We start from the raw sequence: 25,988 nt of genomic DNA, 5'->3' as shown, positions 1-25,988 counted from the left end.
GCGGTGGACCGCGGTTCGTTGATAGTTTTATTAGCTGATTGCGGCGGCGCGGCTATAATTGATTGGAATCGAGGCTGGTATTGAAGCTTAAGGTTTTAATTACTGGGGCGTCTGGGCAGGACGGCTATTACCTTATCAACCTGCTACGCCAGCATGGGTGTGTTGTGCACGCTCAGTCACGCCGCGAGGTGCATTCAAATGCCCACCTGGATGGCGCGCAATGGCATGCTGGCGACCCCACGGACCGCGAATTTCTCGGCGGCTTGATCTCCAACATACTGCCGGACGAAATTTATAATCTCGCCGCTATTTCACGCCCTATACAGAGCTGGGATGCGCCCGGGGAGACAGCCGATCTCAATGCTCTGGTCCCGCAGGATATTTGCGAGCTCCTGCTCAAGCACAAGCCGGACTGCCGCCTGTTCCAGGCGTCGTCGTCGGAAATTTTTGGCGACGCCCCCGGTCATGCTCAGAACGAGCAAACATTGTGCGTTCCAAAATCGCCTTACGGCGCCGCGAAGCTCTATGCCCATCGCATCATAGGTGCGTATCGGGCGAAATACGGCCTGCATGTTTCGTGCGGCATTCTTTTCAATCATGAAAGCCCAAGGCGTCCGCTTTCCTTTGTGTCACAAAAAATCGCTTTTGCTGCGGCCGCTGTATCTCTCGGATTGAACGAAACGTCCGAAGCCGATGAGCGGGGTCTGCCGATCCTGCAGCATGGAAAGATAGCCCTCGGCGATTTAAGCGTGCGGAGAGACTTCGGTTTTGCTGGTGACTATGTGGAAGCCATGAGGTTGATCGTTCGGCATTCCGTCGCGGATGACTATGTCATCGGCACGGGCGAAGATCATTCGATAGAAGATTTTTGCAATCAGGCATTCAGGCTGGTCGGCCGGAAATGGACCGACCACGTCGTTTTCGATGCCGGGTTGATGCGAAAGATCGATAGCCGCTATACGCGCGCCGACGCGACGAAGATCCAGACCGTATTGAACTGGCGGCCAAAGGTCGATTTTCAATCACTCGTTTCGATGATGGTGAACGCGCAAATTGCTTTCATCAAGAATAGCATGTCGTTGAATCGGAATCCGGGCGGTGACTACTACAGCGCTGAATGCTGATGCGAATTCTTCACGCTTACAAAGTTTATTTGCCCAGTGTCTACGGCGGCATTCCGTCGGTCATAGCAATGCTGGCGGCGCTTCCGAAGGGCTTCGAGACCAGGATCCTTGTCGCCTGTGAGCGCGGCATGGGATGCAACTACGAATTCCAGGGCGTGAACGTCGAGGCGGTTTCGTCGGTCGGAATGATTATGTCGACGCCGCTGGCGCCGACTTATCCGTTCAAGTTCCTCGAACGGGTAAAATCCTCGGACATCGTCGTTCATCACGCGCCCTTTCCGCTGACGGATCTGGCGGTTCTTCTGATGCCGAAGGATTCAATCCTGATTGTGCATTGGCATGCTGAGGTCGTCGGCCGGCCATGGCTGATGAGGGTTTTAGCGCCATTCATCCGGAATTCGCTTAAGCGAGCTGACAAGATTATTGTGTCCAACCGCGTCATCATCGAAAATTCTCCGTTTCTCAAAGAATTTGAGGCGAAATGCGCTGTCGTACCTTATGGGTGTGACGACGCTTATTGGGGCGAGCTGGATCAGGCAGAACAACTGGCTGCTGACGGCATTCAAAAAGAACATCCGAGACTTGTGCTCGCTGTCGGCCGGCTTGTGAGTTACAAAGGCCACGAGATTTTTCTTCGCGCCATGCAGAACGTTGATGCTGACGCCGTCATTATCGGCGAGGGAGCGCTCAAGGCCGATCTTATCAGATTGGCTGAAGAGCTTGGTGTTGCCGTTCGTGTGAAGTTTCTGGGGGCGCTGCAGCCGCATGAGGTCAAACAGTACATCCACGCAGCCAAGGTGCTTGCATTTCCTTCTGTCACGGAAGCCGAAGCTTTTGGGCTCGTGCAACTGGAGGCGATGTCCGCAGGCAAGCCGATCGTCAATACGGCTCTTGCAACGGCGGTCCCGTATGTCGCGCGCGACGGCAAGGAGGGGCTTACCGTTCCACCAAGTGAGCCGGTTGCGTTGGCTGAGGCCCTATGTCGCTTGCTGGACCAACCTGACTTTGCTGCCAAATTGGGGCAGGCGGCGAAAGAACGCGTTCGAAGTGAATTCAGCCGGACCCTGTTCCTCTCGCGCATGCAGGAGGTCTATAAGGACGTCTATCAACGCCGCCGTTCAGCCCGGTGAGGAATGGCGGACTATACCGAGCGGGTGGGTGAGTGTTGACGGCACGGCCAGGGCAGAGGCGGGGTCCGGCGGAGATGGCATTGCAGGATGCCGTCGATGGCCTCTCTTTGTGGGCGCTTTGGGGAAAGCTCGGCTGGAACGATATTCTGCAGCGTTACCGGCGTTCGTTGCTTGGTCCGCTTTGGCTGACGGCAAGTATGGCCGTCATGGTGGTCTCACTCGGTCTGGTTTATTCAAAGATTTTCAAGGCTGAGCTGCGCGACTTTATGCCCTTTCTCTGTGTTGGGCTGCTGGTCTGGGGATACATCAGCGCGATTTTGTCGGAATCCGGCGCGCTTTTCACAGGTGCTGAATCCTACATCAAGCAAATTCGCCTGCCATACTCTGTCTACGTGCTGCGCTTCATGTGGAGTAAGGTCATTGTCTTCGCGCACAATTTTGTAATCTACTTCGGCATCCTTGTTTACTTCCAGATATGGCCGGGCATTGCCGCGCTTTATGCCATTCCCGGCTTTCTGCTGGTGACGGTGAACGGCGCACTGACGAGCATGTATCTCGGCATGATGTCCGCACGTTTCCGCGATATCCCGCAGATCGTCGCGAGCTTCATTCAAATTGTATTTTTCATTACGCCGATCATGTGGAAGCCTGAGTTGCTTGGCGGACATGAAGACCTGATCAAGTTCAATCCATTTTTTCATCTTGTTGAAATCGTGCGTGCGCCACTGCTGGGGCAATTACCATCCGCGGGAAATTATTTGGCGGTTGCCTTGATTACAACGCTGAATGCCATTTTTGCGATTTTGTTCTTTGTCCGGTTTCGCGCTCGCATTTCATATTGGGTATAGACGGATGGTGCAGTCACATAGCGTCGACGCAGAGCAAGCGGTTCTTCGGCTTGATAATGTGAGCGTGTCGTTTCCAGTTTATCATGGCGGCTCCCGCTCCCTGAAGAAGGCGATCCTTTCGCGGAGCTCTGCCGGCCGTATTGCCCGCGATGCCAACGATCGCATCACGATCGACGCATTGCGCGATATTTCATTTTCGCTCGATCGGGGGGACCGGCTCGCTCTGATCGGAGCGAACGGCGCAGGAAAAACAACCCTCTTGAGGGTGATGGCCGGAATCTACGAGCCTGTTGCAGGGGCCGTGCAGATCCGTGGCCGAATTTCACCGATGTTTGATATCGGCCTTGGCATCGACAGCGATTTGAGCGGCTACGACAACATTCGGATGCGCGGTTTGTTGCTCGGCCTTTCGTCAAGGGAAATCGAGCGTCTGTTACCCTTGATTCTGGATTTTACCGAGCTTGGCGATTACCTCGACATGCCGGTGCGGACTTATTCTTCCGGAATGACTCTGCGGTTGACGTTCGCGGTCGCGACCTGTTTTGAGCCGGAAGTCCTGCTGATGGATGAGTGGATTCTCGCTGGAGATGCTCATTTCATGACGAAGGCGCGGGCGCGCATTGATTCTTTCATTCAAAAGGCGAGCGTTTTGGTGCTGGCGTCCCACAATCTGGAAGTGTGCCGCCGCTGGTGCAACAAGGGGCTTTGGATGGATCGCGGAAGCCTTAAGGCTTTCGGGCCGGTAGAAGATGTCATCGCCGCGTATTTGGCCGCCAGGCAATAAGAGATCAAGCTCGCTAGCTCCTGACCAGTCTCGATTCCAACTCGTGGATCCGATCCTGAAGGCTTTTGAAAGATGCAGTTACGTAGGCATCAAGGACATTGGCAGGCGTCGACAAATCGAGTCTCAGGGCCGGTTCTTCTGCGCGATAGTAGTACCGGTTTAGACCGTCAAACAGCGCGAAGCAGTAGCCGGCGTCGAACAGCAATCCCTCCCAATCGAACCATGATGGTTCATTTGTAAGAGGCTTTATAGATTCGACGATTACCACGCGTGGACGGAAAGCACGCCATTCGGCGCTCTCAATAACGCCACGCTCGCCCCCCTCAACATCGATTTTGAGAAAATCAACGGTTGGCGCGGCGTATCGGCTTGTAATTTCCGAGAGCGGCATGACTTCGACTTCGATCTGCTTAGTATCGAAATCTGAAATGGCATTGAATGAAGCCAGTCTTTCAGTGGTATCGACGAGACCGGAAAGTCCCGAGTCCCCATGCTGCAGGAATTGAGCTCTTCCACCTGTAGGCCCAACTGCAACCTTCAGGTTGATGTCCGCAGGGCGCCTTTCCATCAAGCGTGCATGATATAGATCCGTTGGTTCGATATTTATCCCGCGCCAGCCGTTCAGATAGAAATGCTTGGTTACGGAATCGAAGTCCGGATCCCATGCGCCCACATCGATGTAGAATCCAGTCCGCTGCCTGGAAAACGCCCGGTTGAGGATCACATCCTCGGCATTCTGGGCGTAAGAGATCATCGGTTCGGGCATCGCGCATTCTCGCTGCCGGCGTGGTTGGAGAGGTGGCCTGATGACGCAGCCCGGCGTGACTAAGGCGGGACTGGTCGCTAGGCCTCGTTGGACGTTATGAATGGCCCTATGCTATCATTTGGCATTGAATTTTCCAGAAATGTTTGAGTTCGTTCGATGACCCTTTGGATTGACGTGACGGATCTCTATCATTGGGGTCTGGGTCATTTGACTGGAATTCAGCGCACATCTGCCAGCGTATTATCGGAATTGATGGCGGTGCGGGGAGATGTTCAGCTCTTCGCGTACGATCCGGCCGCGAAAGTCCTTCGTAAAATAGACGCTCACGCGCTTCCAGCCGTTGTTCGTCGCTATATTGGCGCCCGAACCGAGGCTGGCAGGGTATCTGGCAATCTGGCGGAGCCTGCGGCATCTGCAGCCATACCCTCGCTTAGCATGCGCGGAGGTCTTGCTCGGGTGAAGCAGTATCTGAGACCCAGGCTTTGGTTTCTGAGGCCGGCTGTGCGACGCCTGAGGTCAGGCATCCAGCGTCAGAAAGGCCGATGGGCCGGTCCCGAAGCAGTTGAGATTGTCAAAGACTTCCGGCGGAGCACCCGAAGACTTTTAGATCTGATTTGGAGAAATGTTCTCGGCAGGGAGCGATCAACGGCATCGATGGTGCCGGCTGCGCTAGGAGAGGTTCCCCCGAAAACGATCCTGTTTCAGCCGGGCGATGTTTGCCTCTCGCTGTCAGCTACATGGGGATTCCCGCACTATGGCGACGTCATAGCGGCGAATAGTCGTGCGAGCGGGGCAAAGTGTATCAACATGCTTTACGATCTGATCCCGACACTTTTCCCGCAGTGGGTGTTGCCGGGCCATTCTCAAATGATAACGCTTTGGGTTCGTCAGCAGATTCAGAATGCGGACGTGGTCCTCACCATATCGAAGTTTCAAAAGGAGGAAATTTCCAAATTCATCGCGGCCGATAAACTTCCCGTTCGGCCTGTTGAAGTCATTCATCTTGGAGATAATCCGAAGTTCGTAACACCAGCTACGGCGAGTGCCTCCTTGCCCCTGCCGCGCTACGTTCCAGAGCGGAAGTTCGTGGTTTGCGTCGCGACGATAGATGTAAGAAAAAACCATAGTTTGCTGTATCAAGTCTGGCGTCGTCTGACTGAAGAGCTTGGACCGGATTGTCCTCAACTTGTGCTGGTCGGCACAATCCATCTGCATGTGTCCGACTTCTTGCATCAGATCCGTAACGATCGGCTAGTCAACAGACTCATCGTCCATCTACACGACGTCGCCGATGAAGAACTTGCGTGGTACTATCGGCACTGCGCTTTCACTATCTACCCTTCGATCTATGAGGGCTGGGGGCTTCCTATTTCGGAAAGCTTGTCTCTCGGACGATATTGCATTGCCGGCAACAGAACGTCGCTGCCGGAGGCGGGTGGAGATCTTGTCGACTACTTTGATCCCCTTGATTTTGCCGGCTGTTACAAGCTCGTTTACAGGGCCGTGACAGATCCGGATTACGTCAGGCAGTGCGAGGAACGGATACGGACGAACTACGTGCCTCATACATGGGCCATGACGGCGGCGCATATTTCTGAGATTGTGGATCGGATCGGTGGCTTGGATCGGCAGGCGGCCGTCGGATAGTGTCTCGCCATGTGTCCGAGTTCGACGGGTTTGTTGCCACTACACATTCGTCGTCTGAGTAGATGCTCAGTCATCAAGAAAGTTCTGTCGCGCAGATGCTTGTAGGATTCGAATCCAGTATTTTGAATCGCTCGATGACGGGCGTGGCGAACTACACATTCAACATCGTTCGTAGCGTACTTGAGCTCGAGCCAAACCTGCGTTTTGCGGGATTTCGAGATTTCGACTGGCGCAGATTTGACCTTGCTGAAGCGGAAAAAATAGCGTTCTCCGAACGCAAGCGCGATGATGCCGAGACATCAAGGGCAAGTTCACTGACCCGTGTGAGGAGGCGTCTGCTTGACGACGTCGCGGGATTGCCAGGTTCACGCAAAGCTGCCGCAGTTTATCGCGAAATACGCAAGGGCAGATTTGCCTGGTCGGTGCAAAAGCAATCCCTTGACTTGTTTCATGCGTTCAACTTTCGCCCGCTGACCGATCCGGGGGTGCCGATACTTCCCGTGATCTATGACCTCTCGACGTTTCGGCATCCGGAATTTCATCCGGCCGATCGTGTCAAATGGCTTGAACCGCTGCGGCAGACGATCGAACGCGCGCCCCTGGTGCAAACCATCTCGAACTTCAGCAGGCGGGAAATTGCTGAACTGTTCGCCTATCCCCTCGCGCAGATACTTGTTGCGCCGCCGGCCGCGGCGCCGCTATTTGCACCGCTCGGTGAAGAGAGAACGCAGCCGGGGCTCGACTTGCTCGGTCTGACATACGGGGAGTTCTTCCTCGTCGTGGGGACTCATGAGCCGCGTAAAAACATTCGAACTGTGATCCAGGCCTATTCGCAATTGACGTCGCGCGAGCGGGCGCGATGCCCGCTCGTACTGGCGGGTGGAAGAGGCTGGGGCAAACTCGATCTGCCCGAGCCGACAGAGGCAATGGTCAGGAATGGATCGGTTCGATTTGTTCATGACATGACCGATCCGCAACTGCGAAATCTCTACGAAGGAGCGCGGTTGCTGTTGGCGCCGTCGCTCTATGAGGGGTTCGGAATGCCGGTTGTCGAGGGACTCGCATGTGGGACGCCCGTGGCGCATAGCGCAGATACGGCTATGGATGAAATTTCCGGAAGCATAGGTAAGCGAGTTGGAGCCCTCGATGTGGACGGCTGGACTGACTTGCTCAAGGCTTCGATCAACACCACCGATCATACAGATCCCAGGGGCCGGGCCGCACGGATCGCTCGCGCACACGAGTTTGACTGGCGGCGGAGCGCCAGCTTGGTCATCGATGCCTATCGGCGTATTGTGAACTGATGCTACTCGATCAGCGCGAACAGCCCTGGGGTGGAATGAAGCGGTATGGAAACACGAACTGCTTTCCAGTCCATGTTCGTTTGAGCGGAATGGAGACTTTGCTCTCGGCCGAGTAGGCCTTTCCAGGCAGGAATCTTGCCATTCGCTCCTTGAACTCGGGATCGGTATCCATCACGACGGCGCCGCCCTTGCGGAGCTTGTCGTCATTGTACCAGGTCGCTCCGGCGATTTCCCGATAGGCGAGGGCGGTCACGTCGCGCCCGGCCTCGATCCCGACGCCGTAAGTGGCTTGCCGGCCGCCAATGAAGTAGGCGGGTCCGCAGCTATATTTGCTATCCCAATCCTTGAGGATCAGCCGCGCTGCTTCTGCGGTGGGCTCCTGCATCGCGCTATGGCTTGCGAATGCCGTAAAGACCACGGCAACGCCTATGCCGGCGACGAGGTAAAGTCCGGCGATGGAAGGCACCACTGTGTGCTCCACCCAGCTTTTGCAACACTCGCTCCAGTTCATCAAAGGTGCGACGGCGAGGAAGGCCAGCATGATGTAGGTCGCAGCAAACCGCGCCAGAAAGTTGAGTCCTGCGATCATCACCAGGACCATGAGGGCGATGTGTGCAGACGCAGCCGTAAGGAGCAGAAAGCGGGACACCGGTAGCGGGTCAGACGCCGGAACGCGGATTTTCAGGAAACCCTTCCAGAGGCTGATAGCGACGATTACATAACCCGGAAGTGCGAAGGTCAGATAACCCGTCAGAAGCTCGGCGACGCCGGCCAGCCGTTGCGAGAGCGGATTCTGAAAGTCGAAATGGTCGAGGCCATATTCGAAAGCCGCTCTATGTCTCAGGACGGCTACGACGTGAGGAAGGATCAGCGCCATACCTGTGGCGATCGCGACGTAGAAACCGGGACGTTTCAGCACCTGACGGCAGGATGGCAAAATAAGAATCGCGCTTGCCATTCCGAAGAACAGCACCACCGCATTGTACTTTGTCAGCAAGGCCACGGCCGACCAGAAGCCGAACGCGACCCAGTCACGCATGCGATCGGATTGGACCGCGCGAAGAAAATGAAAGATGACCGCAGGCCAGGATGTGAGCTGGAGGATATCAGCGTTGAGCGCAAAGGAGAGAGGCGCGAAGATCGTGTACGACGATGTACCGTACAGAAAGGTAAAGAGCAGGGCGTTGTCTCGAGTCGTGGTCAGCCGAAGCGTGCGATAGAAGTAAACCAATCCGATCGCGATCAGCAGTTGTCCGGTCAGGATAGTGACCGCGGCGGACGTTCCGAACAGCCTGTCGACGACCCCGCCGATCCAGACCATCATCGGGGGATGGAATGGGGTGACGATTGGAAACTCCCGGCCCCAGGCGATCAACTCACGGGTATCGTACATCGCGGTCGGAAAGACGACGACGGCGAGCAGCACCGGCAACAGAAGCGCAAGCCCAAGAACGGCAAGCGCAGGACCGCGCCTCAGGCCTGAACGATGCTCACTGGGCATGACGTTGATGTGCCTCGATGCCTTGTAGATTCGCGTGTCTTCGCAGAGATAAATATAGCAATCGAGGTCGCGTGTCGGGCCCCGCGAGCGCGGGGGCGGGCGCGGGAGTGCTGCGCGTATTGACCCTCACGGGGATCGTCCGATACGCCTAGGGATCGCGGCTGAACGCCGCCGCAGCAGGTGAGATGACGCCGCGATGGCCTCGTTTCTCGATACGTGGCTCGAGGGTGTGGAGGAAGGCTGGGGGATTCCGGCTCTCCTCGCGCTGTTTGTACTTTTATGGACGGCGTTTCTGGGCATTGCCTACCTGAACGCCGATCTGCATCCGGACGTGATCGAAGCCTGGGTCATCGGGCGGACGCTGGATTGGGGCGGCGCCAAGCATCCGCCCTTGATGGGCTGGGTGACCCACGCATGGACGGTGGTTTTTCCGGTCCGCGACTGGTCGTTTCACCTTCTGGCGATGACCAATTCGGCCGTGGCGCTCTGGATCATCGACCTTACGACCCGCCGCTTCGCGAAAGGCGACAAGCGCGCGGTTGTTCTGCTGCTGCTCATGCTGCTGCCGATCTATCAATTTCAGGCCCAGCGCTTCAATGCGAACTCGGTGTTGTTCGCGGTCTGGCCGCTTGCGATCTATTGCTTCCTGCGGTCGTTCGAGACCCGGCAGGTGGGGTGGGCCCTCGCCGCCGGGCTGGCCGGTGCTCTCGCGATCCTCGGAAAGTACTATTCCGCGTTCCTGGTCTTCGGGTTCGTCTTCGCCGCCATCTGTCATCCGGCACGCAGGGCCTATTTTACGTCGCTGGCCCCGTGGACCTCCGCGGGCGCTGGCCTGCTGCTGCTTGCGCCTCACATCCACTGGATGTTCACTTCCGGGATCAGTCCCTTTGGCTACGCGCTGGCGACCCATGGCGGCCTCCCGGCAGGCCGCGCCTTCCTGTCCGGCCTGAGCTTTCTGTTGGGGCTCGCTGCCACCCTGGTCCTGCCGGGGCTGGTCTGGGCCGCCATGATCCGCACACGCGCGGGGGAGTATCTCCGGGAGTTCAAGCCGTTGGATTCAGGCCTGCTGTTAATGGTTTTGGTGGCAATCGGCGCGATCATTTCCCCGCCTGCGGTAAGCCTGGTCCTTGGAAGCTCGCTCAGCCCGGTCTGGGCCTCGCCGGGGCTGTTTGTATTCGTTCTCGTCGCGGTCTGTGCTGCGCGATTTCCCATCAATCGGACCGAGACGCGGCGGCTGGCCGTGGGCGTCCTTGCGCTGACCGTGGTTGCGGTCCTGCTGGCGCCTGCGCATGCCTATTACCGCAACCTGCACCCGTTCAGGGAGGGGCGAAACTACTACAGCCTCGCGGCGGCCGAGGTGATGAAGCGCTGGCGCGAGATCTCGTCAAGTCCGCTGAAGACCGTCAGCGGCGACAAACTGGCGATGGCGCTGGCCTTTTACTCTCCGGACCATCCAGCCTTCACAATTCCTTTCAACCAGCAGTATGTCTGGCAAACGCCGTCCGAGGCGGCGCTGCGGGAGGGCTGGGCGACGATATGCCTTCCTGACGAGGAAACCTGTCAGGTCTGGTTGAAGCATCAGGTCGCGCCGGCCGCGCCAGGGGCCATCAGCTTCGATTTCGTGGTTCAGCCGCAGTGGTGGGGCTCCGCAGGCGTCCCGACGCGGATTACCGGTCTCATTGTTCCGCCCCGCACGGTCCGCTGAGATGCAAACCGTCGCCGCCCAACTCCGCTCGCTGATGACAAGGCGAGGAGCCGTCCCGTTTTTGATTATCTGCCTATGGGCGATTGCGGCATTTCCGAACCTGTCGGTGCGATCGTTCATTTGGGAGGAAGGGACGAATGCCGAGATCGCGCGGGACATCCTGTCGAACGGCAACCTGCTTCAGCCCGAGGTCTATGGAGTCCGTTGGAACGAGAAGCCGTCGCTGCTGCCGTGGCTAATCGCCGGAGTTGCGAAAATCACAGGCGAAGTCAACGAATTTTCCGCGCGGTTGCCTGCGATGATCGCGGTGGTGCTGACGGCGCTGCTGGTTCAGTCACTGACGCATCGCTACGCGAGCCTGAACGCATCGCTGCTTGCGGCGACGCTGTTCATGTTTTCTCCGATGCTGTTGCAGAAGCTCGCGATCGCCGAGCCGGATACGCTGGTGACGCTGTTTTCGTTCGCCGCATTCATCGTCTGGTGGAATGGCGTTGAGGCCGGTCGCGTCGGCTGGGGGCGCTGGATCGGATGCGGATTGCTGCTTGCAGTCCTTGCCATGGCAAAAGGACCGCAGCCGGTGGGTTATTTTGCGCTCGGTGTTTTGGCCTATCTCGTCCTAACGCGTCGATGGCGAGATGTTCCCGGGCTGTTGGTTTGTTTGCTGATCCCGGCCGCCGCAACGATTGCGTGGGCCGCAGCGGTGTACCGGCCCGGCGACGAAGCGACATGGATCGGCTACGCGCGGCTGCGTTCAGCCCCAAGTTTCTCCGACTACATCTTTCGAAATACGGACGTCTTCCTGAGACTCGTTGTGGAATCGATGCCGGCGATCCTGTTAGCGCCCTTGCTCTGGCGTGCAAGGGTCACTGAGTGGAGTATCCCGCCCGTGGCGCTTCCACTCGCGCTCTATGCCGGCCTTTGCACCATCGCGGTGGTGTTCTGGCCGGGCTCGAACAGCCGCTACGCCATGCCATACGTGCCCGCAATTGCGGTGCTTGCCGGCTTTGCGTGGGATGCAATTGCACGAACAAAGTATGCGTGTCTGCGGCGTACCACTGTGGCGATCGCATGCGGTTTGACCGCTATTCAGATTGTCCTCGCGAATCTGGTCATGCCCCTGTTCGCCGACAGGTTTGGTGGTTCGAGGATCGCTGGTCAGAGTATCGAACGCGCGATCCGCGCCAATCCAGCTCCCGCGTTTTGCACGGACCTCGCGACGAACCAGCTCTTCTACATGAGGGCAGGGCCGATCCGCTGCGTCGACCCAGCGAACTTGGGTTCGATTGTTGCACCTGCGTGGCTGATCGTGCCTCGCGAACAATTGCCGCTGTTGGTGCAATTGAATCCTGACCGCAGCACGCGCGTCGCTGTGGAAACCGACTCCGGCTCCCGGTTGTCAGCCGTAAGGCTCGACAGACGGTGAGGCGGCAAGCGCCCGCCGAGTCGCTTTGATCTAAAGTTCAAAAATTGAATGTATGGGCGGATCGGCTTGCCAGCCCGTGCCCGGACGCCTCCTAACCTGATCCAGCAATTCAAATTGCCGATATTCAGAGTAATTTTCGCGCGCTTCCTTTTTTCGCACCGCACGCGACGGTGCTTGACTAGTTCTAAAAAAGAACTGTAACCTCTTGCTCAATAACAGCGACCGAAAACGGCAGCACTTGAAACGAGCCCGCCCGCCCGCTCGAGCGGCGAGGCGCAGGCGTTTTTCACACGGGAGGAGAAACGATGATCAAGGGATTGAAACTCGCGTCAGCCTTGTTACTGGCATTGTCCGCGTCTGCTTCCGCCAGCGAAATGCCCGGTGTTACGGCGACCGAAATCAAGGTCGGTGGTGTGTTCCCATTTAGCGGGCCGGCATCGTCGATCGGTCTTGTCGGCAGGGGCGTGCTTGCCTACGTGCAGTCGATCAACGATCGCGGCGGCATCAACGGCCGGAAAATCAATTACATCGCTTATGATGACGCCTATAGCCCTCCGAAGGCGGTCGAACATGTCCGCAAGCTGGTTGAGAGCGATGAAGTCGCCTTCATGTTTGGCCAGCTTGGCACGCCCGGCAACACGGCAACGGCAAAATATCTAACTGGCAAGAAAGTTCCGGCGCTCGGCATCGTGAGCGGCTCGAACAAGTTCACGAACGTGACGGATTTTCCGATCACCACGACGAGTCTTGTCAGCTTCGATACCGAAGGAAAAATCTACGCGAAGTATTTGAACAAAACCCTGCCGGGAAAGAAATACGCGATCCTCTATCAGAACGATGATCTTGGAAAGGACTACGTCAATGCCTTCAAGGCGTTGATGAAGGACGAGTTCGACAAGCGCGTTGTCACCGCTGCCTATGAGATCGCCGATCCGACGGTGGATTCCCAGATCGTCAATCTGAAGAGTTCAGGGGCGGAAGCCCTGCTTGTTGCGGGGACGCCCAAGTTTGCCGCGCAAGCCATCCGCAAGGCTTCGGAAATAGGATGGAAGCCGACCTTGCTGCTGAATTATCCGTCGAGTTCGGTCGGCGCCACGCTCAAGCCCGCGGGTCTCGACAAGTCGATCGGCGTGATCGCCGGAACGATGACCAAGGATCCGACAGATTCGAAGTGGGACAACGACAAGGGCATGAAGGACTATCGTGCGTTTGTCGATAAGTACATGCCCGGTGTCGACATCTCCGATACGAACTACATTTTCGGCTACACCCAGGGAATGATCCTCGAACAGATCATCAAGCAGTGCGGAAACGATCTGTCTCGCGAGAACATCCTTAAACAAGCGAAAAGCCTGAAGGATGTTGCTCTTCCAACGGCATTGCCGGGTGTTCTGGTCAACACCAGCGCCACAGTCAATCAGGACTTCACCCAGATGCGTTTGCAGCGCTGGACGGGCGAGAACTGGGACCAGTTCAGCGACGTGCTCGACGCGAAGTCAGAATAACCTGAGAGAGAAGGCGGAGGCCGGCACTCTTCGGGGGAGGTGCCGGCCTCTTCGCTGACATGCTGCGTGAAATTCAAGGAGAGTGGCCGTGAAGGGCTTAATGCAAAATCAGCCGTTGCTGTTATCGTCGCTGTTGCGGCATGCGGACCGGTTTCATGCCAACACGGAAATCGTGTCGCGGACGGTCGAGGGGCCCATTCACCGCTACACCTATCGCGATGCTGCGCGGCGAACGCGCCAGCTTGCCAGCGCGTTGCAGCGCTGGGGCGTTCAATACAGCGACCGGGTCGCCACCATGGCCTGGAATAATTATCGCCATTTCGAGCTCGAGCACGGCGTGACCGGCATGGGCGCGGTGTGGCATGCGATCAATCCAAGACTGATCCCGGCGCAGATCATCTACATTGCCAATCACGCCGAAGATAAAGTGCTGTTCTTCGAGAGTTCGTTCCTGCCGCTGGTGGAAAAGCTCGCACCTGAGCTGAAGACCGTCAGGCTGTTTGTCCTGATGGTGGATCGGGTGTCGATGCCCGAAGCGACGACAATTCCAAACCTGCAATGCTACGAGGATTTCATCAAAACCGGCGACGAGAATTTTGTCTGGCCGGAGTTCGACGAGCTATCGGCATCTTCGCTGTTCTATACTTCAGGAACCACGGGTAATCCCAAGGGCGTGCTTTATTCCCATCGGTCTGATCTGTTGCATGTTATCACGGAATGCGGAGCACACAGCTTCGGCTTCACAACGCAAGACACCATTTTGCCGATGACGCCGATGTTTCACGCCAACGGTGCGTGGGGCTTCACCTATGCACCACCGATGGTGGGCGCCAAGCTGGTACTGCCGGGACCGAAGCTCGATGCCGCAAGCGTCGCCGAATTGATCGAGACCGAAGGCGTTACGCTGACCGCCGGAGTCCCGACGCTTTACACCAAACTTCTCCAGCATTTTACGGAGCAAGGACGTGGCGCCGGAACATTGAAGCGGATCGCGGTTGCGGGGTCCGCTCCGGCACCCAGCATGATGGAGGGCTTTGAGCGTCTCGGCGTCTCGGTCAATCACATCTGGGGAATGACGGAAACAAGCCCAACCGGCACCACGCCGCAGCCGTCGCGGAAGGTCGCAAAATTGTCCGCGCAGGAGCAGCTTCGCCGCAAAACCATGCAGGGCCGGCCGCTTTTCGGTGTCGATGTGAAAATCGCCGACGAAAGCGGAAACGAGATGCCGCGCGACGGCAAATCGAGCGGCCGCCTGATGGTTCGCGGTCCCTGGGTTCTCAGCGGTTACTACCGCGAAGAAAAGCCGTTGTTGGAAGACGGATGGTTCAATACCGGCGACCTCGCCGTAATGGACGATGACAATTACATTCAGCTCACCGATCGTGCCAAGGACGTCATCAAATCCGGCGGCGAGTGGATCAGCTCGATCGATGTCGAAAATCTGGCGATCGGCTGTCCCGGCGTGGCCGAAGCGGCTGTCATCGGTATTCCTCATCCGCAATGGGAGGAGCGTCCGCTGCTCATCGTGGTGCCGGCTGCCTCCGAACCGGCGACCGCAAAGTCGATCATCGCATTTCTGGAAGGGAAGATCGCCAAGTGGTGGATGCCGGACGATGTCATTTTCGTCGATGCGCTGACCTACGGCGCGACCGGCAAGGTGCAGAAGATGGAACTGCGCCAGCGCTTCGCTGGCCACTACACCTCAAAAAAGAGTGCTTAACGGCAAAGGCGCCAGAAAATATCTGGCGCCTTTGTTTCTATGGGTGGACGTGACTGTCTGTCAGATTGCGAGGTTCAAGCCGCACGAGCCTTTGCGCGCGATGCTTTTGCCTTGGCCACTTTCGCCGGCTTCGGCGGAATGGTCTTCGGTCGTGCGCCCGGTCCGGGGTGGACGTGAACTTCCTTCGCCAGCAACGGCTCGTGGCATTCCGAGCAGATCATGACGGGGTTGAACTGGTGGCCGCACTTCTGATGTTCGTGAAGCAGCGGGCGGCCGCGCTCGTCGACCATGTGGATGTCGCCCCAATGAACGATCGCCATCATGATCGGGTAGAGGTCGAGACCCTTCTGGGTCAGAATGTATTCGTGCCGCTTGGGCGATTCCTGATAGGCGACGCGCCGCAGGACGCCGAGACGGACCAGCTTCTTGAGGCGCTCGGCGAGGAGATGCCGGGTAATCCCGAGGGCGGACTGGAAAGCCTCGAACCGGCGGGTTCGCAGGAAGCATTCCCGCAGAATCAGGAGGCTCCAGCGGTCACCGATCACGCCGATGGTGCGGGCCATGGAACACGGCTCTTCTTCAAGTTCATCCCATCTCATAGTCGTCTCCGGTTCGTGCGCAGGGCTGATCGTTTATACCCTGCATGCGCACCATTCTAAATAGGCACTGAGTTGGACAAAAGTCCTATTTTGGACTGGTCCAGGTGTAAAATATGCACGGGGGGCCTGATCGAAATTGACAGTTCAATTTTAGAACTCTATGAATGGGTCGACGCTCCGGGCAAGGGCGAATGCAGAGAAAAAGCCACGTCGGACGACGTGTGACAGAGGAGGAGAAGCGCGGTGGCCAGTCCCTTGAAGGTCGAGTTTCAGTTCGATTTCGGTAGCCCCAATGCCTATCTGGCAGAATACGCGATTCCGGGCATCGAGAAGCGCACCGGCGTCAAATTTGAATACGTCCCGGTGCTTCTGGGGGGGATCTACAAGGCGACCAACAACATGTCGCCGTCAGACTCGCTTCGCGGCATCAGGAACAAGCCGGAATACCAGGCGCTGGAAACGCAGCGTTTCCTCAAAAAGTACGGCATCACGAAGTTCAAGCAGAATCCGTTTTTTCCGGTCAATACATTGACGCTGATGCGGGTCGGCACTGCGGCGCAGTTCGAAAACATGTTCGAACCCTATTTCCGCGCTGCCTATCATCACATGTGGGAAGAGCCGAAGAAAATGGACGATCCGGAAGTGTTCCGGAACGCATTTCTGTCTTCCGGTATCGATATCGACCGGCTCTATGCACGCGCGCAGCAGGACGACGTGAAGAAGAGGCTGATCGAGGTCACGACCGATGCAGTGAACCGCGGCGCGTTCGGCTCACCGACCTTCTTCGTCGGCAAGGAAATGTTCTTCGGCAAGGACCAGCTTCGGGATGTCGAAGAGTCCATAGTCGAGCAACTCGGCGGGGCGAAGGCCAAATCCGCCTGACCGCGGCTGAAGGTCTCAAATAACGGTTCAGATCCAGCGGTAAGGCCGGCAGGCTGTCGCGCCAACGAAATCAGGGAAGAAGCAGATGCCTGGTCCTTTGAGTGGAGTTCGCGTTCTGGATTTGACGGCGGTGGTGTCGGGTCCTTACGCGACGATGTTCCTGGCGGATCAGGGCGCGGACGTGCTGAAGATCGAGCCGATCGGCGGTGACGGTACGCGGCGTAGCCGCACCCTGATCGATGCGGCCGGAGAGTTCTCCGCGCTGTTCGTGTCGTGCAACCGCGGCAAGCGTTCGCTGTCGATCGATATGAAGAGCGACGCGGGACGCGAGGTGCTGGCCAAGCTGGCATCGCAGGCGGACGTGCTGGTGCAGAACTTCCGCCCCGGCACGATGGAACGCCTCGGCCTCGGGCAGAAGGAACTGCGCGAGAAGTACCCGCGCCTGATCTACGTTTCCATCAGCGGGGTCGGCGACAGCGGGCCTTATGTCAAGAAGCGGGTCTACGATCCGATTGTCCAGGCCTTGTCCGGCTTTGCCGACATCCAGTCGCAGCCGGTGACCAACCGGCCGCAGATGATCCGCACCATCGTCTGCGACAAGACCACGTCGGTGTTCACCGCGCAGGCGGTGTCGTCGGCGCTGTATGCGCGCGAGAAGACCGGCAAGGGCGATCACATCCAGGTCGCGATGCTCGACACCATGATCTCGTATCTGTGGCCGGAAGGCATGATGCAGTACACCGTGGTCGGCTCCGAGGCGGCCGCGGCTGACCCGAACGACCGGCCGGACCTCGTGTTCCAGACGCTCGACGGTTACATCACCGCCGGCACCATCTCCGATTCCGAATGGCAGGGCTTCTGCAAGGCCTCGGGCGATCCGGAGCTTGCGAAGGACGAGCGGTTCGCGACGCCGAGCGCACGCTTCATCAATGCCACCGCGCGCATCAACAAGATGCAGGAGTACATCAGCCAGCGCACCACCGCCGAATGGCTGGAGCGTCTGGATGCCGCCGATGTGCCGTGTGCGCCGATCCTGCGGCGCAATGAGATCATCGGCAACGATCAGGTGGTGGCGCGCGGTCTGATCGAGGAGTTCGACCAGCCGACGGTGGGCCGGGTGCGGCAGCCGAAGCCCGCGGCGATCTTCGAGGTCAACAAGGCTGAGATCGGCGGTCCGGCGCCGCGTGTCGGCGAGCACTCCCGCGCCGTGCTGCGTGAACTCGGCTACAGCGACAGCGCCATCGACACAATGATCGCCGGCAAGGCCGTCAGGGCCGTGGGCTGAACAAATAAGGCCGACGGGATGTCGGCCTTATGATTCATGTGAGATCAAGCTGGTCGTTTGACCGGTTCGCCGGGAGCGGGCGGAACATTCGCGGCGTTGCCGCGCTTGTAGCCCGGCCGTTGCTGGATGCGCGCGAGATAGGGATGGGCATTGTCGCAGATGCCGACGCCGTAAGCGATCGCCCATTCGAGGCAGGTCGTCAGCAGAATGTCTGCGCTGGTGAACTGCTCACCCATCAAGAACGTCCGTCCGTCGTCGAGCGCGACTTCGACATGACGCAACTGTTCGCGAAAGTACTCTCCGGCCTTGGCGACGACGTCGGGGGCGACCCCGTAAATCGGCCCCAGTGCATTCGCGCTGTGACGTCGCATCACATACAGGCTGGTGGAATCCAGCTCGGTGACGATGAAGAAGCACCATTCCAGCCATTTGGCATAGGCCTGCTTGTCGTCGGGAATTAACGCCTTGTCCGGACTGCCATAGGTTCTTGAAAGATAAGCGACGATGGCAGCGCTTTCGCCGATTGAGAAATCGCCGTCCTGGAGCAGGGGGATTTTCTGGCGCGGGTTGAGTTTTGTGTATTCCGCCGTCTTGGTTTCGCCGGTGCGGGGACCGATGGCGTAGGTCTCGTACTTCAGCCCCAGTTCTGCCAGCGCCCAGTGCGGCCGAACGGTTCGGCTGGTTCCGACGCCCCACAGGGTGAGGTTCGGAGCGATCACCATGTCACCATGTCTCCACAGAGGGGCGCAGATCGAGTTCGTGGGTCCAGCCGTCGCGCGTCTGATGATGCGTGAACCAGTACGCGTCGGCAATGGAATCCGTTTTGGTCAGGCTGTCAGCGGGAATATCGCTCGCTTCGATGCCCTTTGCCGCCTTCATGCGCAGATGGATCGCCTCGCTGTCCACAGCGGCGTCGATCAGCAGATGAACGACATGGATGTTCTTGGGCCCAAGTTCGCGCGCCATTGCCTGGGCCACGGCACGGAGGCCAAATTTGGCTGACGAGAAGGCAGCGAAACCTTTTCCGCCGCGCACGCTCGCCGTCGCGCCGGTGAACAGAATGGTGCCGCGGCCGCGGGGCAGCATGTATTTGGCGGCTTCGCGGCCGACAAGAAAGCCGCCGTAACACGCCAGTTCCCATGCCTTGAAGAACAGCTTTTCGGTTGTTTCCAGAAGCGGCTTGTTGACGTTGGAGCCGGCGTTGTAGAGGCAAACCTCAATCGGCCCGATTTCCTTTTCGATGCGCGCAAACATGGCCTGCACCTCGGCTTCCTGACGGGCGTCCACGCTGATGGCGTGGACTTCGCATCCTTCAGCCTTCAACTCGTCGACAAGTGCTTGAGATTTCGAGGCTTCGCGGCGCGCCACGCAGACCTTGTATCCGCCCTTGGCGAATCGCCGTGCGACCGCCGCGCCGATGGCGTCACCCGCGCCGACCAGCAAAACCACGCCGTTGCCCTGAGCCAAGTCGTCTCTCCCATATAGTTCTTATTTGGTACTTTCTTTCATAGCGGCCATGCCGGCTGTTGTAAATGATTATCATCGCAATCCGTCGCAACCTATGGCCTATGGGCAGTCGCTCGCCAAACCGTGGCCTTCTGGCGCTGCATCAATTCAGATTGACTAGTTCTAAAAAAGAACGCTAACGTGCATCCACGTCAAGACCGCCGCCGAAGCGGTCGAAGAATATTGCCGGAGGATAAATTGGCTAGCGCTCAACCCGAATTCGATGTTTCCGACATTCTGGATGGATTGCCAGAGCGGCTACACGACACGATGGCACGCGCCGTCGCGGAAACCCCGGATCATCCAGCGCTGATCGAGGATGGCCGAGCCTGGTCCTATCGGCAACTGGCCGGCAATGTTGACCAAACCGCTGCATCGCTGACCGCATTGGGCATTCGTCCGGGCGACCGGATGATGATCGTCAGCGAGAATAGCATCGCGCTGGTGGCGCTTCTGCTGGCTGCCAGCAAGATCAACGCTTGGGCCATTGTTGTGAATCCGCGGCTATCGCCACGCGAGTTGGATCAGATTCGCGATCATAGCGGCTCGCGCCGCATGTTCTTCACGGCTGATATCTCCGGCGAGGCTGCGAGCCATGCGCAGCGCGTGGGCGCGGAGATCGCGAAGGTCGGTCCGCTCGACAATATCGGCGTTAGTGCGTTGAACGAGGCGACGACGCCGGAGCCTGTGGAAACCAGTCCGGCCAAGCAGGTGGCTGTCCTGATCTATACGTCCGGGACCACGGGGACGCCAAAAGGCGTCATGCTGACTCACGAGAATCTGCTGTTTAGCGCCAGGACCACAGCGCTGCTCAGGCAGATGGACAATCGGGACAAGCTCTACGTCGTTCTTCCCATCTCTCATATCGTCGGTGTTTCGCTGACGCTGATGACGCTGATGACAGGCGGCACCGTCCGGCTGGTCAGCAAGTACGATCCCGCAGCGCTTGCAAAGGCCATTGCGGAAGAAGGGATCACCATCCTCAATGGTGTGCCGGCGACCTATCAGCGCCTACTTGAGTACAAAAGGCTTTCCGGTGTCCCGAAGCTGAACAAGGGTTCGCTGCGATATATTGGCGTTGCTGGCGCGCCGCTCGATCCAGATTTGAAGTCCCGTGTCGAGGCAGAGCTTGGTCTGCCTCTGCTGAACGGATACGGCATCACCGAATGCGCGCCCGGGATTTCCGGCGTTCGGATCGAAGCACCGCGCCCTGACAGTGCGGTCGGCCAGATTGTGCCGGGCGTGGAAGGGCGCATCATCGATCGCGACGGCAAGCTGGCCACGAACGGAGCGGTGGGCGAACTTCATGTTCGCGGCAAGAACGTGATGCTCGGATACTACCGCGCGCCTGATTTGACAGAGAAGGTCATCGATCGCGATGGATGGTTCAATACCGGCGATCTGGCGTACCTCGACGGCGACTGCATGTTCATCGTCGGGCGCACCAAGGAAATGATCATTCGTTCGGGATTCAATGTTTATCCAGCCGAGGTGGAAGCGGTGCTTAGTTCGCACGATGCTGTTGTGCAGTCCGCAGTGGTGGGCCGCGCTGCCGATGGCAACGAAGAAGTTGTTGCGTTCGTTCAACTGCTGAAGGGGTCGAACGTGACGCCTTCCGAACTGATGGCCTTCGCAAGCAAGCAACTGACATCCTACAAGCGTCCGTCGCAGATCATTGTGCTTGATGCGCTGCCGGCGACATCGACTGGAAAGATATTGAAACACAAGCTAGCCGAGTCCTTGCGGGGAACGTGACGTTCGACATTCGGCGCAGCTCGAAACTTAAATCTCACTCGGACTTTTAGGAGAATGATCTTGCAGAAGCGAAACGCGACCGTGGCCGTCGTTGGCGCCGGTGATTTCATCGGCGGCGAGATCGCCAAGAAATTCGCCGCCGAAGGTTTCACGGTCTTTGTCGGACGGCGTCAGGGCGAGAAGCTTGAGCCGCTGATGAAGGAAATCCGGGACGCCGGCGGCACGGTGTTTGGCCGCTCGCTCGATGCGCGCAAGGAGGAGGAAATGGTTTCGTTCATTTCCGACGCCGACAAGCATGCGCCGCTGGAAGTTTGCATCTTCAACATCGGTGCCAACGTCAATTTTCCAATCGTCGAGACCACCGAACGGGTCTTCCGCAAGGTTTGGGAAATGGCCTGCTACTCAGGTTTCCTCGCGGGACGCGAAGCGGCACGTGTGATGTTGCCGCGTGGCAAGGGCGCCATCTTCTTCACCGGCGCAACCGCAAGCTTGCGCGGTGGGTCGGGTTTTGCGGCCTTCGCCAGCGCCAAGTTCGGCCTTCGAGCCGTCGCCCAAGCGATCGCGCGCGAATTGGGGCCAAAGAACATCCATGTCGCCCACCTCATCATCGATTCGAGTGTCGACACCGAATGGGTACGGCAGCTGATCGCCAATCGCGAAGGCAAGGAAGCGATCGAGAATCTCGATCCGAACCGCCTGATGCGTCCGGCTGCGGTCGCGGAGACCTATTGGCAGCTTTATCAGCAGCCGCGCGATGCCTGGACGTTCGAGACCGAAATCCGCCCGTTCGGCGAGAAGTGGTAACGGAGCTTTCCGATGGAGCTGAAGCTTTCAAGTGAAGACGCGGCGTTCCGGGATGAAGTAAGAGCTTTCATCGCGGAGAACTATCCGCAGGAAATGCGTGTGCCTAATCCGGAAACGGATCTGACCAAGGAGCAGTCGATGCTCTGGCACAAGATCCTGCATAAGAAGGGATGGATCGCCCCGCTGTGGCCGAAGGAATACGGCGGACCCGGCTGGTCGATCACGCAGCGCTTCATCTGGGAGCAGGAAACCTCGCGCGCCGGGACGCTGCCGCCGCTGGCGTTCAGCGTGACGATGGTGGGGCCGGTTATCTATACGTACGGCAACGACGCGCAAAAGAAGAAGTTTTTGCCGCGGATTCTGTCGGGCGAGGACTGGTGGTGCCAGGGCTACTCGGAGCCGGGTTCAGGATCGGATCTGGCGACTGTCCGCACCAGGGCCGTGCGTGACGGTGACCATTATATCGTCAACGGTCACAAGACCTGGACCACGCTTGCCCAGCATGCGGACTGGATCTTCTGTCTGGTGCGGACCGACCCCGCAGCCAAGCCGCAATCTGGCATTTCATTTCTGCTGATCGACATGAAATCGCCGGGGGTGACGGTGCGGCCGATCATCACCATCGACGGCTCGCATGAAATCAACGATGTGTTCCTCGAGAACGTTCGCGTTCCGGTCGAGAACCTCGTCGGCGAGGAAAACAAAGGCTGGACCTACGCCAAGTTTCTGCTCGGCAACGAGCGTACGAGCATGGCCGGCATCGGCCGTTCCACGCGTTACATCGAGCGACTCAAGAAGATCGTGAAGGCAGAGATCGCCGAAGACGATCCGGTATCTGGCGAGTTTGCCAAGGATATCGCGCGGGTGGAACTGGATCTGCTTGCCCTCGAAGCCACCGAATTGCGTGTCGTGGCGCAGATGTCGCGCGGTATTGATCCGGGACCGGCAGCTTCGCTGTTCAAGATCCGGGGAACTGAAATATTGCAGCGAATTACCGACCTGACGCATCGCGCCATCGGTAATTATGGTCTTGCGCTTCGGGAAATTCCAGCGAGTGAAAACATCTTCGTACCCGGACCGGACTACATGCACACGGTCTCCGAGAAATATCTGAATATGCGCAAGCTCAGCATTTTCGGTGGATCAAACGAAATTCAGCGCAACATCATCGCGAAAGCGGTGCTCGGTCTTTAATCGCGTCCCACGAGGCATCCGGTGGATATTCAGTTTACGGAAGAACAGGAACTCCTGCGCAGCAGCGTTCAGCGTCTGTTACGCGATCAGTACGATTTCGAGACGCGCCGCAAGATCGTTGCGACGGAAGAGGGCTGGAGCAGAAAGCACTGGAATGCTTTCGCGGAGATGGGACTGCTCGCGGCCCCGTTATCGGAAGCGTCCGGCGGACTCGGCGGTGGTCCGCTTTCCACTATGATCGTTATGCATGAATTCGGCCGTCATCTCGTGGTCGAGCCGTTCTTCGAGACGGTTGTTCTTGCCGGTGGTCTGATTGAAAGCGTCGGCACCGACGCGCAGCGTGAAGAATTGCTGCCCGCCATAATGGGAGGCGAAGCGATCTGGGCGCTGGCCTGGACGGAAAGCAAGTCGCGATACGATCTCAACAATGTCGCGACGACCGCGAAGCGGACTGGTGATACTTATGTTCTGAACGGCGCAAAGGCCGCAGTGATCGGAGCGCCATGGGCCGACAAGTTGATTGTATCGGCGCGAACCTTGGGCGGTCCGCGTGATAATGCCGGTGTCAGCCTGTTCATTGTGGACCGTAAGTCGGCCGGGCTTCATCTGCAAAGCTTTAAGACGATCGACGGCCGGCGCGCCGCTGAAATCACGCTCAAGGATGTCACCGTTCCCGCCGGCAGCTTGCTCGGCGCCGAAGGCAAGGGTGTTGCTGCTCTCGAGGCGTGCCGGGATCGGGCCATCGCGGCCCTCTGTGCTGAAGCAACCGGGGCGATGGATGTCCTGAATAGTGCGACGCTGGAATACACCAAAACGCGCAAGCAGTTTGGCGTGGCGCTGGGCACGTTCCAGGTGCTGCAGCACCGGATGGTGGACATGTTCATTGCGCTCCAGGAGGCGACATCGCTCTCGCAGCATTTGAACCTGACCGTGGCTGAGGGCGATCAGCATGTGTCGAAACTTGCCTCGGGTGCGAAGTCCAAGATTGGTGAAGCTGCGCGCTTTGTCGGCGAGCAGGCGATTCAGCTTCATGGCGGCATGGGAATGAGCGACGAACTCAACATCGGTCACTACTTCAAACGCATCCTGTCGATCAACATTCAGTTCGGCGACCCGACGTACCACCTGCTGCGCTACGCCCGCGCAGCCTGACCACGGCATCCCGACGGCCCAGCATGGCAGCCCTGCTGAGCGGTCGCGACGCTTCTTATTGAATGATGATTGTCATATAACGCCGTATTCAAACCCGAGTCCGTCTGATTGATCGGACTCACGTTCCGGAGGTCATCGGATGGTAGATGCAGTTATCGTTTCCACAGCCCGTACCGGCATCGGCAAGGCCTATCGCGGTGCGCTCAACAACACCGAAGGCCCGACGATGGCGGGTCATGTCATGGCAGAGGCGGTGAAGCGCGCCGGGATCGAGCCGGGAGAGGTCGAGGATGTGGTGATGGGCTGCGCGATGCAGCAGGGCACCATGGTGATGAACGTCGCGCGCAAGGGTGCGATCCGAGCCGGACTCCCGATCACGGTTGCCGGCACGACTATCGATCGCCAGTGTGCATCCGGTTTGCAGGCAATTGCTGTCGCCGCTCGTTCGGTGATGCTCGATGGCGTGGAGGTCGCGATCGGCGGCGGTATTGAATCGATCAGCCTCGTGCAGAACGACCACATGAACAAGTTTCATGCCGTCGATCCTGAACTGATGGCAATGAAGTCCGAAATGTACATGTCGATGCTGGAGACCGCCGAAGTGGTCGCAGCGCGTTACAACATTCCGCGCGACAAGCAGGATGAGTACGGTCTGGAATCTCAGCGTCGCACCGGCGCCGCCATTCAGGGTGGGCGCTTCAACGATGAGATCGTTCCGATCACCACCAAGATGGCGGTTGTGGACAAGGAAACCAAGCAAGTTTCTTATAAAGAAGTAACGCTGACGAAGGACGAGGGCCCTCGTCCGGACTCGACCCTCGAAGGTATTGCCAGCATCAAGCCGGTCTTTGAAGGCAAGACCATCAGCGCCGGCAATGCCAGCCAGCTCTCGGATGGCGCGTCGGCCTCGGTGATCATGAGCGACAAGCTCGCAGCCAAGAAGGGCTTGAAGCCGCTCGGCATTTTCCGTGGCTTCGTCGCCGCGGGCGTCGAGCCGGATGAAATGGGTGTAGGCCCCGTGGTCGCTATCCCACGTCTGTTGAAGCGTCATGGCCTCAAGATCGATGACATCGACCTCTGGGAGCTGAATGAAGCCTATGCCGTCCAGGTCATCTATTGCCGCGACAAGCTGGGGATCGACCCGAACAAACTCAATGTCAACGGTGGCTCGATCGCCGTGGGCCATCCGTATGGCATGACCGGTGCGCGTCTGACCGGCCACATCCTGATTGAAGGCCGCCGCCGCAAGGCCAAGTACGGCGTTGTGACCATGTGCATCGGTGGCGGCATGGGCGCGGCGGGACTTTTCGAAATCCTGCACTGAACACACTACGGCGTTGGTCTCCCTGACTTG

The 25,988-nt window shown here is 58.3% G+C and carries 22 protein-coding genes; 17 read left to right on the top strand and 5 right to left on the bottom strand.

Going from position 1 to position 25,988, the window contains the following annotated elements; genetic code table 11:
- The first annotated feature begins 80 nt into the window (after window positions 1-80).
- From HMPREF9695_RS10530 to HMPREF9695_RS10515, 4 genes are all read left to right on the top strand, one after another.
- The gene (locus tag HMPREF9695_RS10530) at window positions 81-1,124 is read left to right on the top strand and encodes a GDP-mannose 4,6-dehydratase (RefSeq protein ID WP_006020838.1); all 1,044 of its coding nucleotides are present in this window, start codon (window positions 81-83) and stop codon (window positions 1,122-1,124) included.
- Window positions 1,124-2,254 (top strand): glycosyltransferase, encoded by a 1,131-nt coding sequence (locus tag HMPREF9695_RS10525; RefSeq protein WP_006020837.1) that lies wholly within the window; start codon window positions 1,124-1,126, stop codon window positions 2,252-2,254. The genes HMPREF9695_RS10530 and HMPREF9695_RS10525 overlap by 1 nt, the downstream gene beginning before the upstream one ends.
- 74 nt (window positions 2,255-2,328) lie before the next feature.
- Window positions 2,329-3,102, top strand: coding sequence for an ABC transporter permease (locus tag HMPREF9695_RS10520; protein WP_006020836.1), 774 nt, complete (start codon window positions 2,329-2,331; stop codon window positions 3,100-3,102).
- Window positions 3,103-3,106: 4 nt separating this feature from the next.
- A complete protein-coding gene (locus HMPREF9695_RS10515) occupies window positions 3,107-3,886 on the top strand; it encodes an ABC transporter ATP-binding protein (RefSeq protein WP_006020835.1) in 780 nt (259 codons plus the stop codon).
- A gap of 13 nt (window positions 3,887-3,899) precedes the next feature.
- Here the strand turns inward: HMPREF9695_RS10515 and HMPREF9695_RS10510 are convergent, their stop codons facing one another.
- Window positions 3,900-4,652, bottom strand: a complete 753-nt coding sequence (locus HMPREF9695_RS10510; RefSeq protein ID WP_006020834.1) for an FkbM family methyltransferase — start codon at window positions 4,650-4,652, stop codon at window positions 3,900-3,902.
- A gap of 807 nt (window positions 4,653-5,459) precedes the next feature.
- On the opposite strand from HMPREF9695_RS10510, the gene HMPREF9695_RS26945 reads away from it, so the two are divergent.
- On the top strand, window positions 5,460-6,299 hold the full coding sequence (locus tag HMPREF9695_RS26945; protein ID WP_245258742.1) for a glycosyltransferase family 4 protein: 840 nt from the start codon (window positions 5,460-5,462) through the stop codon (window positions 6,297-6,299).
- Window positions 6,300-6,361: 62 nt separating this feature from the next.
- Complete coding sequence (locus tag HMPREF9695_RS10500; protein ID WP_245258741.1) at window positions 6,362-7,603, top strand: glycosyltransferase family 4 protein; 1,242 nt, start codon at window positions 6,362-6,364, stop codon at window positions 7,601-7,603.
- A 10-nt stretch (window positions 7,604-7,613) separates the two neighbouring features.
- Here HMPREF9695_RS10500 and HMPREF9695_RS10495 read toward each other — a convergent pair whose 3' ends face one another.
- Window positions 7,614-9,104 carry a glycosyltransferase family 39 protein gene (locus tag HMPREF9695_RS10495; protein WP_006020831.1) on the bottom strand — a complete coding sequence of 497 codons (1,491 nt, stop codon included), beginning with the start codon at window positions 9,102-9,104 and terminating at the stop codon, window positions 7,614-7,616.
- Between the two features lie 196 nt (window positions 9,105-9,300).
- On the opposite strand from HMPREF9695_RS10495, the gene HMPREF9695_RS10490 reads away from it, so the two are divergent.
- The 4 genes from HMPREF9695_RS10490 (at window position 9,301) to HMPREF9695_RS10475 (ending at window position 15,457) form a co-directional block, all read left to right on the top strand.
- Window positions 9,301-10,809, top strand: a complete 1,509-nt coding sequence (locus tag HMPREF9695_RS10490) for a glycosyltransferase family 39 protein (protein ID WP_006020830.1) — start codon at window positions 9,301-9,303, stop codon at window positions 10,807-10,809.
- 106 nt (window positions 10,810-10,915) lie between these two features.
- Complete coding sequence (locus HMPREF9695_RS10485; protein ID WP_157223926.1) at window positions 10,916-12,232, top strand: ArnT family glycosyltransferase; 1,317 nt, start codon at window positions 10,916-10,918, stop codon at window positions 12,230-12,232.
- Between the two features lie 305 nt (window positions 12,233-12,537).
- A complete protein-coding gene (locus tag HMPREF9695_RS10480; protein WP_006020828.1) occupies window positions 12,538-13,737 on the top strand; it encodes an ABC transporter substrate-binding protein in 1,200 nt (399 codons plus the stop codon).
- Window positions 13,738-13,837: 100 nt separating this feature from the next.
- On the top strand, window positions 13,838-15,457 hold the full coding sequence (locus HMPREF9695_RS10475; RefSeq protein ID WP_006020827.1) for a long-chain-fatty-acid--CoA ligase: 1,620 nt from the start codon (window positions 13,838-13,840) through the stop codon (window positions 15,455-15,457).
- A gap of 74 nt (window positions 15,458-15,531) precedes the next feature.
- Here HMPREF9695_RS10475 and HMPREF9695_RS10470 read toward each other — a convergent pair whose 3' ends face one another.
- Window positions 15,532-16,056: a winged helix-turn-helix transcriptional regulator gene (locus HMPREF9695_RS10470; RefSeq protein WP_006020826.1), complete on the bottom strand. Its 525-nt coding sequence runs from the start codon at window positions 16,054-16,056 to the stop codon at window positions 15,532-15,534.
- A 243-nt stretch (window positions 16,057-16,299) separates the two neighbouring features.
- Here HMPREF9695_RS10470 and HMPREF9695_RS10465 point away from each other — a divergent pair, with 243 nt between their 5' ends.
- The gene (locus HMPREF9695_RS10465) at window positions 16,300-16,938 is read left to right on the top strand and encodes a 2-hydroxychromene-2-carboxylate isomerase (RefSeq protein WP_006020825.1); all 639 of its coding nucleotides are present in this window, start codon (window positions 16,300-16,302) and stop codon (window positions 16,936-16,938) included.
- An 85-nt stretch (window positions 16,939-17,023) separates the two neighbouring features.
- Window positions 17,024-18,223: a CaiB/BaiF CoA transferase family protein gene (locus HMPREF9695_RS10460; protein WP_006020824.1), complete on the top strand. Its 1,200-nt coding sequence runs from the start codon at window positions 17,024-17,026 to the stop codon at window positions 18,221-18,223.
- Between the two features lie 44 nt (window positions 18,224-18,267).
- Here HMPREF9695_RS10460 and HMPREF9695_RS10455 read toward each other — a convergent pair whose 3' ends face one another.
- Both HMPREF9695_RS10455 and HMPREF9695_RS10450 read right to left on the bottom strand, forming a co-directional pair.
- Window positions 18,268-18,945 carry a glutathione S-transferase family protein gene (locus HMPREF9695_RS10455; protein WP_006020823.1) on the bottom strand — a complete coding sequence of 226 codons (678 nt, stop codon included), beginning with the start codon at window positions 18,943-18,945 and terminating at the stop codon, window positions 18,268-18,270.
- A 1-nt stretch (window position 18,946) separates the two neighbouring features.
- Window positions 18,947-19,690: an SDR family NAD(P)-dependent oxidoreductase gene (locus HMPREF9695_RS10450; RefSeq protein WP_006020822.1), complete on the bottom strand. Its 744-nt coding sequence runs from the start codon at window positions 19,688-19,690 to the stop codon at window positions 18,947-18,949.
- A gap of 237 nt (window positions 19,691-19,927) precedes the next feature.
- Here HMPREF9695_RS10450 and HMPREF9695_RS10445 point away from each other — a divergent pair, with 237 nt between their 5' ends.
- The 5 genes from HMPREF9695_RS10445 (at window position 19,928) to HMPREF9695_RS10425 (ending at window position 25,958) form a co-directional block, all read left to right on the top strand.
- Entirely contained in the window at window positions 19,928-21,484 is a 1,557-nt protein-coding gene (locus tag HMPREF9695_RS10445; protein ID WP_006020821.1) for a class I adenylate-forming enzyme family protein, read from the top strand.
- 60 nt (window positions 21,485-21,544) lie between these two features.
- A complete protein-coding gene (locus HMPREF9695_RS10440) occupies window positions 21,545-22,288 on the top strand; it encodes an SDR family NAD(P)-dependent oxidoreductase (RefSeq protein WP_006020820.1) in 744 nt (247 codons plus the stop codon).
- Between the two features lie 12 nt (window positions 22,289-22,300).
- Window positions 22,301-23,482 (top strand): acyl-CoA dehydrogenase family protein, encoded by a 1,182-nt coding sequence (locus HMPREF9695_RS10435; RefSeq protein ID WP_006020819.1) that lies wholly within the window; start codon window positions 22,301-22,303, stop codon window positions 23,480-23,482.
- A 21-nt stretch (window positions 23,483-23,503) separates the two neighbouring features.
- Window positions 23,504-24,634, top strand: a complete 1,131-nt coding sequence (locus HMPREF9695_RS10430) for an acyl-CoA dehydrogenase family protein (RefSeq protein WP_006020818.1) — start codon at window positions 23,504-23,506, stop codon at window positions 24,632-24,634.
- A 139-nt stretch (window positions 24,635-24,773) separates the two neighbouring features.
- Entirely contained in the window at window positions 24,774-25,958 is a 1,185-nt protein-coding gene (locus tag HMPREF9695_RS10425) for an acetyl-CoA C-acyltransferase (RefSeq protein WP_006020817.1), read from the top strand.
- The last annotated feature ends 30 nt before the right edge of the window (window positions 25,959-25,988 follow it).

It is taken from the genome of Afipia broomeae ATCC 49717, assembly GCF_000314675.2.
GTDB lineage: Bacteria > Pseudomonadota > Alphaproteobacteria > Rhizobiales > Xanthobacteraceae > Afipia > Afipia broomeae.
Note: the sequence above shows the minus strand (reverse complement) of the source record. Positions and strands in the feature narration are given on the sequence as shown.